The 11,634-nt window shown below is 72.5% G+C and carries 9 protein-coding genes; 5 read left to right on the top strand and 4 right to left on the bottom strand.

Going from position 1 to position 11,634, the window contains the following annotated elements:
- Positions 1-521, bottom strand: a 521-nt coding sequence (locus tag KDM41_06065) for a lamin tail domain-containing protein (protein ID MCB1182980.1), incomplete at its 3' end; no start/stop codon positions are given.
- 223 nt (positions 522-744) lie between these two features.
- Between KDM41_06065 and KDM41_06060 the strand changes: the two genes are divergently transcribed.
- From KDM41_06060 to KDM41_06050, 3 genes are all read left to right on the top strand, one after another.
- Complete coding sequence (locus tag KDM41_06060) at positions 745-2,415, top strand: S8 family serine peptidase (protein ID MCB1182979.1); 1,671 nt, start codon at positions 745-747, stop codon at positions 2,413-2,415.
- Between the two features lie 69 nt (positions 2,416-2,484).
- The gene (locus KDM41_06055) at positions 2,485-2,739 is read left to right on the top strand and encodes a 2Fe-2S iron-sulfur cluster binding domain-containing protein (GenBank protein ID MCB1182978.1); all 255 of its coding nucleotides are present in this window, start codon (positions 2,485-2,487) and stop codon (positions 2,737-2,739) included.
- Between the two features lie 121 nt (positions 2,740-2,860).
- Complete coding sequence (locus tag KDM41_06050) at positions 2,861-5,023, top strand: hypothetical protein (protein MCB1182977.1); 2,163 nt, start codon at positions 2,861-2,863, stop codon at positions 5,021-5,023.
- Between the two features lie 7 nt (positions 5,024-5,030).
- Here KDM41_06050 and KDM41_06045 read toward each other — a convergent pair whose 3' ends face one another.
- Complete coding sequence (locus KDM41_06045) at positions 5,031-6,167, bottom strand: 5-(carboxyamino)imidazole ribonucleotide synthase (GenBank protein ID MCB1182976.1); 1,137 nt, start codon at positions 6,165-6,167, stop codon at positions 5,031-5,033.
- On the bottom strand, positions 6,164-6,670 hold the full coding sequence (gene purE / locus KDM41_06040; protein ID MCB1182975.1) for a 5-(carboxyamino)imidazole ribonucleotide mutase: 507 nt from the start codon (positions 6,668-6,670) through the stop codon (positions 6,164-6,166). The genes KDM41_06045 and purE overlap by 4 nt, the downstream gene beginning before the upstream one ends.
- A gap of 102 nt (positions 6,671-6,772) precedes the next feature.
- On the opposite strand from purE, the gene KDM41_06035 reads away from it, so the two are divergent.
- Complete coding sequence (locus tag KDM41_06035; protein ID MCB1182974.1) at positions 6,773-7,090, top strand: winged helix-turn-helix transcriptional regulator; 318 nt, start codon at positions 6,773-6,775, stop codon at positions 7,088-7,090.
- A 94-nt stretch (positions 7,091-7,184) separates the two neighbouring features.
- The gene (locus tag KDM41_06030) at positions 7,185-8,984 is read left to right on the top strand and encodes a hypothetical protein (GenBank protein MCB1182973.1); all 1,800 of its coding nucleotides are present in this window, start codon (positions 7,185-7,187) and stop codon (positions 8,982-8,984) included.
- Between the two features lie 12 nt (positions 8,985-8,996).
- Here KDM41_06030 and KDM41_06025 read toward each other — a convergent pair whose 3' ends face one another.
- Positions 8,997-11,546, bottom strand: a complete 2,550-nt coding sequence (locus tag KDM41_06025) for a hypothetical protein (protein ID MCB1182972.1) — start codon at positions 11,544-11,546, stop codon at positions 8,997-8,999.
- Between the last annotated feature and the right edge of the window lie 88 nt (positions 11,547-11,634).

Below are 11,634 nucleotides of genomic sequence, written 5' to 3'. Positions count from 1 at the left end.
TAGAAGTCGACGGAGTTGTCGTCGGTGTCGACGCCGTCCGGATAGCGGTTGATGCTGTCGAAGGTCAGGGCGGTGTCGGTGGTGGCGCCCTGGCCCTCGTTGTAGCCCGGCACCTCGCCCTCGTAGCTCACCGCGTCGATGATCACGGTCTGGCGCGTGAGCACCACGGCGTCGGGCGCGCCGTTCTGGATCAGGTTCGTGTCGGGCGTGACGTCCTGGTCGCAGTTGGGAACGGTCAGGTTCGAGGCGCACACGACGTGGAACTCGCCGGGGTTGAGGATCCCGACCAGGGAGAAGGCGTTGTAGAGGGTCGTGTTGGCCCCGTTCCAGAACTCGAGGCGGTATTCGAAGAGATCGACGGGGTCGGGCCCGGTGTTGTAGATCTCGACGAACTCGGCGCCGTCGGGACCCGGCTGGTCGTAGTCGATCTCGTTGATGACGAGGCCGGCCCCGGCGAGCGGGGCGGCGGCCACGGTGAGGATGGCGAGGCTTGCGGCGAGCAGAAGCTTCTTCGGTGTCATGTCGACCCCCTGGAGCGTGGGTGGAGGGGTGCGGGGCGACCGCGGGTGGCGAACCCCGAGCGGACTGGTGGGCATTGTAGCACGGCGGCGGCGCCCGGGGGCCCGGATCCGGAATCCGGCCGCGAACGCCCGCCACGCCCCGACGGACCCGGGCACGCCGCATATGCTATAGTGTTCCCGTCCGGATTCCCGCGCCCTCGCCACCCCCGCGAAAGGACACGCCATGTCGCCCCGCCTGTCCCCGCCGCGCCGTTCGTGCGGCATCGCCGCCCTGCTCCTCGCCGCCCTGCTGAACGCCCCCGCGGCCGCCCGCGAACCCGCGCCTCTCGCACCCGCCGCCTTCACCCCCGGCGAGGTCCTGGTCATGCTGCGCCCCGGCGGCGCCAAGGCCGACGACCCCGCCCTGAAGGCCGTCTTCGCCCACCACGGCCTGAAGGTGGCCGCCGAGCGCCGCCGCACCGGCGGCGACGTGCTCACCCTGCGCCGGCCCGATGCCGACGTCATGCGCATCGTGCGCGAATTGAACGCCGGCGGCCTGGTGCGCGCCGCCTCGCCCGACTACCACTTCACCCTGCAGGCCCTGCCCAACGACCCCATGCTCGGCCTGCAGTGGGCCGTGTGGGAGCCGGGCGACGCCGACGTCGATCTGGACGAGGCCTGGGACATCGCCACCGGCGATCCGGCGGTCACCATCGCCATCATCGACACGGGCGTCGACTGGACCCACCCCGACCTGCTGCACACCGTGTGGCAGAACCTCGCCGAGATCCCCGGCAACGGGCTGGACGACGACGGCAACGGCTGGATCGACGACCTGCACGGCTGGGACGCGGGCAACGGCGACCCCGACGCGCGGCCCGAGCCCTACTTCGAGAGCGGCCTGGACGTGGGCTTCCACGGCACCCACTGCGCGGGCATCGCCGCGGCCCAGGCCGACAACGGCGTGGGCATCGCCGGCGCCGGCCGGGGCTGCAGCCTCATGGGCCTGAAGGTGAACGACAGCGCGAGCCAGATCACCCTGGAGGCCATCGCCGAGGCCGTCGACTACGCGGTGGTCAACGGCGCCGACGTCATCTCGATGAGCTTCGGCGGCGCGCTCGTCGAGTTCTCGTTCATGCAGGCGCTCATGGACGACGCCAACGCCGCCGGCGTGGTGTGCGTCGCGGCCGCGGGCAACGGGGGCGACAATGTGGCCGTGTACCCGGCCGCCCTGGACGGCGTGATTGCCGTGGGCGCCACCGACGACCTCGACCAGCGCGCCTCGTTCTCCACCTGGGGCGACTGGGTCGACGTGGCGGCCCCCGGCCAGTCGATCTGGTCGACGGTGCAGAGCAACTACACGTGGGGCTTCGTGGAGCAGATCCTCTACACCCTGTACGGCTGGGACGGCCTGAATCCCTACATGTACAGCGACGGCACCTCCATGGCGTGCCCGCTGGTGGCCGGCGTGTGCGGCCTGGTCCGCTCGGCCCGGCCCGACCTCACGCCCGACCAGGTGCGCGATCGCCTCGTCGCCACCGGCGACGCCCTCGTCTACGACCACCCCATCGGCGTGAAGATCAACGCGCGCGCCGCCCTCGACGGCCTGCTGGCCACACCGGCCCACGACCTGCCGCGGGCGGCGGGTTTCACGGGCATCGCGCCGAATCCGTTCAACCCGGCCACCCGCATCGGCTACACCCTCGAGGCGGCTGGGCCGGTCCACCTCGCGGTGTACGACCTGCGCGGGGCCCTGGTGCGCACGCTCGTGGCGGGCGACCGTCCGGCGGGTGCGCACGAGGTGGCCTGGGACGGGCGCGACGACGCGGGGCGGGCGGTGGCGGGGGGCGTGTACGCGGTGCGGTTGCGGGCGGGGGACGGCGAGCAGGTGCGCAAGGTGGCGCTGGTCAAGTGAGCGGGATCGGTTAGCTTGGGGCCAGGGAATCATGCCCTGGAGCCGACCCCACAGACCTGGAAGGACCGCATGGCCACCATCAAGACCCGCTCCCGCAAGATCACCGTCATCGACGGCGCCGCCATGGAGGCCGCCCACGACGTGGGTGTGCTCTTCGGCTGCCTGAGCGCCGTGTGCGGCAAGTGCGCCACCACCGTCAAGAGCGGCCTGAACAACCTGACCCCGGCCACCGCAGAGGAGAAGGCCATGGGCCTCGAGCCCGGCCGACGGCTCATGTGCCAGTGCCGGATCAACAAGGGCACGGTGGTGCTGGATATCGACTGACCCCGGTCGGGGCGGGTTGTCTCGGCCCCGCGGATCCCGTATCCTCAATGTTGCGCCACCATCTGCGCGGGGCGCTCCGCCGGAGGGAATGGACCGTCCGGCCGTCAAGGGGGACCGCATCTTGAAACGCCGCACTTTCGCCGTCTGTCTGCTCGCCGCGCTCGCCGTCGTCCCGGCGGCCGGCCAGGACTGCCTGTCATACACCGATCTCGTCCACATGCAGGCCTCCCTGGGGGGACTCGGGGAAGCCCGGGCCCTCGACGTGTCCGGCGCGACCGCCTATGTCGCGGCGCGCGCCGACGGGGTGGCCATCCTCGACGTCGCCGATCCCGCGCACCCGGCGCTGCTCGGCGTGGTGCCGACGCCCGACGATGCCATGGACGTGGCCGTTCGTGACGGCCTGGCCTACATCGCCCTGCTGGACGCCGGGCTGCTCATCGTCGACGTGACCGACCCCGCCCTGCCGGTGATGGTGGGGGCGGTGGAACCGCCGGGACAGGTCCACGCCCTGGCCGTGGTCGACGGGATGGTGTACCTGGCTTCGGCCGGATGGGGGCTGCAGGTGGTCGATGCGACCGTTCCCGCGACGCCGGTCTACCGCGGTGCGGTGGCGCCGGGCGGCTGGGTGTACGGCGTTGCGGCCGCGGGGGGCCTGGTGTATCTCGCGGCCACCGGCAGCGGCGTTCACGTGGTCGATGCGTCCGTCCCCAATGCACCGGTGGTCCTCGGATCGCTCTCGGTCGCCGGCAGCCCGGAGGGGATCGCGGTTGTCGGGAACCGGGCCTACGTGGCGGCCGGCAGCGCGGGTTTGCACGTGGTCGACGTGGCGAACGCCGCGGCGCCAGCGCTGTTGGGCACGGGCGACACGCCCGGCACAGCGGTCGACGTGGCCGTCGCCGGTGGCGTGGCCTGGGTGGCCGATCTCGCGGCGGGTGTCGCCGTCGTCGATCTCGCCGTCGAGACCGCGCCGGTCGTGGCGGCCGTCGTGACGACGGTCGGCGGGGCCTACGACGTGGCGCCCCTGGCCGGGGGAATGGCCGTGGCCGACGGCAACCGTGGGTTGACGACCCTCGGGGGCGCCCAGATCGCGTCGGCCGAACCGGCCGGTGTCGTGGGGATTCCTCACTTTGCGGTGGAGTTGGCCGCGGCCGGGGACTTCGTCTACGCCCCCCTGATCCTCGACCACGGGCCGGTCCAGGTCATCGACGTGTCCGACCCCCATGCGCCGGCCGTGGTGGGGACGCTGCCCACAGTGGGCCAGCCGGATGCGGTCGCCGTGGTGGGCGATCACGCCTACACGGTCGACAGTTCCACCGAGATCGAGATCCTCGATGTCACCGACCCAGCCGCTGCGACCCTCGTGGGTTCGGTGACGCTTCCGTCGGCGCAGAGCAGGATCGCCACCGACGGCGTGCGGCTCTTCGGCGCGGGCGGTGGGTCGTTCCGTGTCTTCGAGCTGTCGAATCCGCTGGCGCCGACGCTGCAGGGGGAGGTCTTCATCCCCGGAGGCGCCTACGCGCCACTCGTGGTGGGCGACCACGTCTTCGCCCGCTCGGACCCCGACCTGGTGGTGATCGACGTGTCGGTGCCGACGGCGCCCGTCGAGGCGGCGCGCCTGACCCTCCCGGCGGAGGTGCGTCGCCTGGACGTGTCCGGCGACGTCCTTTTCGTGGCCGTGGCCGGCGGCGGGATCTGCATCGTCGACATCGCCGACCCGGCACTCCCGGTGCTCGTGGACACGTTCGCGTCGGCGATCACGTTCACGTCGCTCGCGGTCGACGGAGACCGGCTCTTCGCCGCCACGGACGGCAAAGGCGTCCAGGTGCTGGACATTAGTGATCCCATGGCGCCGGCCTTCGCCGGGGCAGTGCTGGACGCCGTGACCGGCTACGGCATCCTCCACACGGCGGGTGTGGTGTGCTATGCCCGCGACATGGAGCTGGCGGTGATCCTGCCGGAGTGCGGAGAAGCCGCAAGCGTCGATCCGATCTCCGTTCCCGCCGCGGCGGTGCGGGACCTGCGCTGCGTGCCGAACCCTTTTAACCCCGCCACCGAGATCACGTTCGAGCTGCGGCCCGGCGAGCTGGTCGACGTGGACGTCTACGATCCGGCGGGGCGCCACGTGCGCGCGCTGCGCCGGGCCGCGACCGCGGCCGACGGGCGCATCCGCATCGCCTGGGACGGCCGGGACGACGGCGGACGCACCGTGGCCGCCGGCGTGTACCTGGTCCGGGCCCGGTCGGAGTCGTTCACGGGCGTGGGGCGGGCCGTGCTGCTGAAGTAGCGGCCCGTCAGCGGGCCATGGCCGCCCGCGCCGCCCGCGCCCGCTCGGCGGCCACCGCCGCCGTCGGCGCCACGGCCGTCAGGTGGCCCATCTTGCGTCCCGGACGGGGCTCGCCCTTGCCGTAGAGGTGAAGCATCACGCCCGGCGTGGCCAGCGCCGCGGCCCAGTCCGGCTCCCCCTGCGCCCACAGATCGCCCAGGAGATTGGCCATGGCCGCCGGCGTGGTCGGCGCGACCGCCCCGAGCGGCAACCCGCACACGGCGCGCACCTGCTGCTCGAACTGGCTGCAGGCGTGGGCGTCGATGGTCAGGTGCCCGGAGTTGTGGGGCCTGGGCGCCACTTCGTTCACCACCAGGTCACCGTCCTCCAGCACGAACATCTCCACGCAGATCAGGCCGACCACGTTCCAGGCCTCGAGCAGGGTGCGCGCGAGGTCGCGGGCCCGCGCCGCCGTCGCGGGCGGCAGGTCGGGCGGGGAGATGGTCAGGTCCAGGATGTGGTCGACGTGGACGTTCTCGAAGGGGTCGTAGATCGCGACCTCGCCGTCGATCCCGCGGGCGGCGACGACCGAGATCTCGCGCGCGAAGGGGACGACCGTCTCGAGCACCGCGGGCTGCCGCCCCATCTCCTGCCACGCCGCGGCGACGGCGGCGGCGTCGGCGCAGCGGGCCTGGCCCTTGCCGTCGTAGCCCCAGGCCGCGGTCTTGAGGATCGCCGGCGTGCCGACGCGGGCCACGGCGACGTCGAGGTCGTCGGCCGTCTCGATGGCGGCGAACCGCGCCACCGGCACGCCCGCCGCCGCGAGGGCCTCCTTCTCGCGCCGCCGGTGCTGGGTCGTGTGCAGGAGCGATCCGGCCGGACGCACGGGGGCGCCCTCGGCCGCGGCGGCGGCCGTGGCGGCGGGCACGTTCTCGAACTCGAAGGTCACCACCGAGACGCCGCGCGCGAAGGTGCGGACCGCGTCGAGGTCTTCGTACGGGGCCCGCACCTCGCGGTAGGCGACCTGTCCGGCGGGAGTGTCGTCGCCCGGCGCGAAGACCGTCACGCGGTAGCCCATGCGCCGGGCCGCGATGGTGAACATGCGGCCCAGCTGGCCGCCGCCGAGGACACCCAGCGTCGCGCCGGGCAGGATGGGCGCGGTCACGACAGCTCCGATCGCAGCGCCTTGTCGGCCTGCTCGGCGCGGAAGCCGCGCAGGCGCTCGCGCAGGTCGGCGTCGGTGGTGGCGAGCATCGCCGCGGCGAGCAAGGCGGCGTTCTTCGCCCCGGCCTCGCCGATGGCGAGGGTCCCCACCGGGACCCCGGCCGGCATCTGCACGATGCTGAGCAGCGAGTCGACCCCCCGCAGCACGCGGCTCTCGATGGGCACGCCGAGCACCGGCACGGTGGTGCCGGCGGCGACCATGCCGGGCAGGTGGGCGGCCCCGCCGGCGCCGGCGATGATGGCGCGCAGGCCGCGCTCCTCGGCGGTGCGGGCGTAGTCGGCCATGGCGTCGGGGGTGCGGTGGGCCGAGACGACGCGGCACTCGTGGGGGATGCCGAAGGCGGTCAGCACGTCGGCGGCGTGGCGCAGGGTCGGCCAGTCCGAGGCGCTGCCCATGATGACGCCGACCAGCGGGGCGGCGGCGGGCGCTTGCGGGGTGGTCATGCGATGTCCTTTCGCGACGGGCCACGGCCCGGCCCGGGATGAGAACGGTTCTTGCGAAGCGCAATTTATGAATTAAACTTCATGCGTCAAGGGAGGAAGCGCATGACCGACCCGATCCCGACCCCTCGTCCGGGCGCCTGGACGTTCCTCAGCAACCACGGCCACGTGCTGATGGCCCTCAGCCGCGACCCCGGCGCCCGCGTGCGCGACGTGGCGGCGGCGGTGGGCATCACCGAGCGGGCCGTGCTGTCGATCCTGTCCGACCTGGAGGCCGAGGGGATCGTCGAGCGGGTGCGCGAGGGGCGGCGCAACCGCTACGTCCTGCACCTCGGGGCGCCCCTGCGGCATCCCCTGGAGGCCCACCGCACGGTGGGCGAGCTGGTCGGGGTCGTCGTCGGAGACGGCGCCGCGCGGCGCTGACGGCCGCCGCCCACCCCGCCCCAGCGGCCGGATGTGGTATAATGACGGGCCGAAGCGATCGCCCACACGCAACCCCGGAACGGCACCGCGACCCATGACCCGCCTGATCCGTGCATTCGCCCTCGCGGTGGCCGCCGTGGCCCTGTCGGCCGTCCCGGCGTCGGCCCTGGAGTCGTTCGACTTCGAGGCGCCGTACCTCGTCCACGCCGACAACCAGGTCTGGGACTTCGCCCTCGTGCGCGACGCGGGCACCTACCACGCCTTCTACCACACGATCCCCCAGCAGGTGGGGCATCCGGCCGCCGCCGACACCATCTGGCACGCGGTGTCGGACGACCTCGTGCGCTGGCAGCGCCTGGGCGCCGCGCTCACGGTGGGGCCGGACTGGTACGACGCCGAGGCCATGTGGGCGCCGGACGTGGTCTTCGACGACGCCACCGGGCGCTGGGCCATGCTGTACACCGGCGTGACGGCGAACATGGTGCAGCGCGCCTGCCTGGCCTGGTCCGACGACCTCGCGACCTGGACCAAGAGCGCGGCGAACCCGGTCTTCGAGCCCGACAGCACCGTCTACCACTGGGCGCCGAGCCAGGCCTGGAGCTCGTTCCGCGATCCGTTCGTGTACCGCGACGGCGGACAGTGGGTGATGCTCTCGACGGCGGGGTTGCGCAACGAGGGCGGCTCGCCGGCGCGCTTCGGCATCGTGCACAAGGCGGTGTCGCCCGATCTCGAATCGTGGACCGACGCCGGCCCCTTCTACGTGCACAACGGCGTGGGCGGGCGCAGCCGCGATCTCGAGAGCGTGCAGTACCTCGTGCAGGACGGCTGGCACCACCTCTTCTTCGTGGAGCAGAACCTCGATCTCGAGAGCCATCCCACGAGCCACATGGTGGCCGCCGATCCGTCCCTGTGGCAGATGAGTCCGCGCACCTCCGTGGACGCGGGCTGGGCGCCGGAGATCGAACGCTTCGACGCCGGCGCGCCCATGGCCGTCTTCGCCCGCCTGGCCAAGGACCAGGACCCGCGCGACGGCTCGTGGTTCGTGACCATGCGCTGCGACAGCCTGCGCTTCGACGACGGCGGCTTCACCCCGGTCGTGGTGCCCACCGACCCCCTGGCGGCCGACTGGCCCGAGCGCACGGGCGCGGCCGCGGGCCCGGCGTTCGGCGAGAATCCGGTGCTGCGCGACGAGGCACCCCTGGGCGTCGAGGGCCACGGCTGGATCTCCACCCGCGAGCACTACGGCGGGCCGCTGAGCGGCGTCGGGGCGCCGGCCGCGGCCTGGGCCGATACGGCCACCGCCACCTTCGTCTCGCGCCCCTTCACCGTCACCGGCGGCCACCTGCGCCTGCTGCTGGCGGGCGGCCTGCACCCCGGCACCTGCCACGTGGCCCTGCGCGACGCCGAGACCGGCGCCGAGCTCGACCGCATCTGGCCCAACAACACCGGCGCCTTCGCCGAACGCCTGTGGGATTTCGGCCCGTGGCTGGGCCGGGCGGTGCGCCTGGCGGTGGTCGACGCCGAGACCGGGCCCGACGGCTGGATCGCCGTCGACGGCATCGCCGAGCGCGCCGGCGACCTGAGCGCGGCGGGCGACGGGCCGCCGGCCGCGGTCGCGGGCGAGCTGCGCGCGTGGCCGAATCCCTGCAACCCGCGCACGACGATCCGTCTCACGGCGCCCCGCACGGGGGACGCCGAGGTCGCCGTCTTCGATGTGGCCGGGAGGCTCGTGTGGCGGGCGCCGCCCCGCCGCGTGGCCGCGGGCGACGAGGTGCGCCTGGTCTGGAACGGCCGCGACCGGGCGGGTCGCGCCCTGCCCAGCGGCGTCTACCGCGCGCGCGCGCGGGTAGCCGGCCGCGACGCCGGCACGACGGCCGTGGTGCTGCTCAAGTAGGATCGCTCCCCGCTACAACCCCATCGTCAGGCCGAGGCTGAACGTCCAGCGGTCCATGCCCACCTGTTGGATCACCGAGTCCTGGAAGTTGTTGCTGCTCTGGTCGATCAGCAGCCAGGTGTCGACGTCGAGCGAGGCGTGGGTGCGGGTGGCCTCGGCGACCAGGCTGAAGTCGATGCCGCCGGGAAACGGCGCCCCGCTGCGGTAGCTGACCAGCTCCAGGCCGGCGCCCCAGTGCCAGCTGCTTGGGAGCAGGTCGCCGAGCGAGTCGAACGACGGCTGCGAGAGCCAGCGGCCGTCCGGCGAGGTCAGAGGGATGCCGTCGAAGCGGCCGTTCTCGGCGCGATACCAGGTCCAGCCGTAGCCGAGCTTGAGGAACGGGCGCAGGGCGCGGCCGGTCAGGTCGTAGCGGAAGCTGCCCGCGTATTCCCAGAGGTTCAGCTCGGTGGCGGCGGTGTGGCTCGTGCCGGTGCGGCCGACGGCGTTGATGCGCAGATCGCTGCGCGAGTGGAGCAGGGTGTTCTGGGTCGAGAAGCGGTCGCCGAGGTAGAAGCTGATCTGCCACCACCAGTGCTCGGCGGGGGGCACGTCGGCCGCCGCCGAGACCAGGCCGTCGGGCTCGGTGATGGCGAACATGACGAGTTGTTCGATTCCCGGATCGCCGTTCAGCACGAGCAGGGCGACCTCCTCGTTGAACTGCGAGCGGCTGAAGCCGGCGGTGAGCCCGACCAGGCGCGACGGGATCTTCTCCGTCGGGAAGAACACCGGGTCGTTGCGCTGCAGGGCCCGGCGGAACGGGTAGGCCACCAGGCGCCAGGCGAAGTCGATGGGCGGCACCGAGGCGATCACCGGCAGGGTCAGGTTCAGGTAGCCCCAGCTGTTCACGAACGAGTCCTGCAGGCCCAGGGGGAAGAGGGTCTCGAAGCTGTGGGGCTCGTAGCGGTGCGAGCCGCCGTCGCCGCCCACGCGGTTCCAGTGGGGCTGGCTGTTGGGGCCGAAGGGCGACAGGTTGCCGGTCTCGGCGTGGGCCACGACGCCCGCGAAGGGGCTCTGCGTGGCCGGATACCCCCAGCGCACCGGCAGCAGCAGCCAGAACCAGTCGCGCCGCATCTCCACGTCGGTCAGCACCGGTTCGAGCACGCACTCCCAGTCGGGCACCACCTCGATGCGCTTGCGGGTCGTGTAGGGCACGGCGTGGCCGCGGCCGAACTTCTGCTGGTCGCTGCCGCTCACGTCGCCGCCGTGCCGCCGGTACCACTTCCGGCCGTCGAAGAAGGCGTTGATCTGCTCGGTGGCGCCGCCCGGTCCGATGTCCTTGTAGAGGCCGGTGAAGGGGTAGGTGCCGTGCGAGTCGCGGTTCGTGCCGCCGGGCGGCGAGAGCAGCTGGTCGAGGCCCTTGTTGTCGGCGCCGATGTAGCAGATGGGGTGGGTGTTGACCACCGTCTCCTTGTCGTCCCACCAGGCCACGCGGCGGATGGCGCGCCAGGTGCGCCTCTCGTTGTAGAGCTCGGGCGCGATGTCCTCGACCTGCCGCTCCCAGGCCTCGCGCGCGGCGTACGCGTCGGGCCGGGTGAAGTCCATGCGGTACACCTGGTGGTGGAAGTAGTAGTCGATGTACCGGATGACCAGCTCGTTGTCGTCGCCCGTGCCGTCGAGGATGGTCTGCAGCTCTGCGGCGCGCAGCAGGCGGTCGTGGCTCCCGTGCGGCGTGACCGACACGTTGATGTGCTCCCAGTCGCCCTCGTGGTCGTTGCCGCCGTCGTTGGTCGGATAGAAGAAGTAGTACTGCAGCACGAGTTCGTAGCGCGGCTCGGCGCGGGGGCCCGTGCGGTGCTCCTGGATGAACGGGTGCATGAAGACCTTCAGGTAGTCGTGGTAGCGCTCGGGCAGCAGCCGGGAGAACTCGTTCTCGAACTCCGCCTTCCAGGTCTCCGGATCCTCGCCGGGGAAGTCGAAGAACATCACCTCGAAGTTCTCGTCGGCGTCGACCACGCGGGGCGCCAGCCGCGGCCAGTCCGGATGCTCCGGATGGTAGCGCTCGAGCAGGTCGAGCAGCAGGCAGTCGCCGGCGGGGTCGTGTTCGGCGGCCGCCGTGTCGCCGCACGGCGCGTCGACGATGTCGCCGAGGGCGATCTCCCGGCTGCGCACCCGCGCCGGGGCGCCGCCGGCCAGGCTCCAGGTGTCGACGTAGAGGTTGAACGAGCGGCTGTCGGCCATGAAGCGCCGGAAGTCCATGGGCAGGTTCGTGGTGTTGGCGACCATGATCGGCCCGAAGCGGGCGGCCAGCTCGTGCAGGCGCCGGCCGCGGCGGTCGTCGATGCCGTCGCGGGGATCGACGTCGATGAAGCCCGGGGCGGCCGGGTCGCCGAAGAGCGCGAAGTCGACGTTCGCCCGGGGCCGGGCCACCAGGGGCGGATACTCCAGGGGCACGTAGGTCAGGTAGGCGTCGCGATCGATGGCCTGGGCGGCGGCGGGGGGCGCCGCCGGCCCTGCCAGCACGGGAACGAGGACGCAGGCCAGGAACGCGATCCGGTGGCATCGAAACGGGGACACTGCACGCATGGTCGACCTCCGTGCACGATTTCTAGCACGGAAGCCGGATCGACTCCACCGTGGATCGGAAAGGGGGCGAGGTCCACCCCATCGGACC

The organism is bacterium, assembly GCA_020440705.1.
Lineage (GTDB): Bacteria > Krumholzibacteriota > Krumholzibacteriia > LZORAL124-64-63 > LZORAL124-64-63 > JAGRNP01.
Note: the sequence above shows the minus strand (reverse complement) of the source record. Positions and strands in the feature narration are given on the sequence as shown.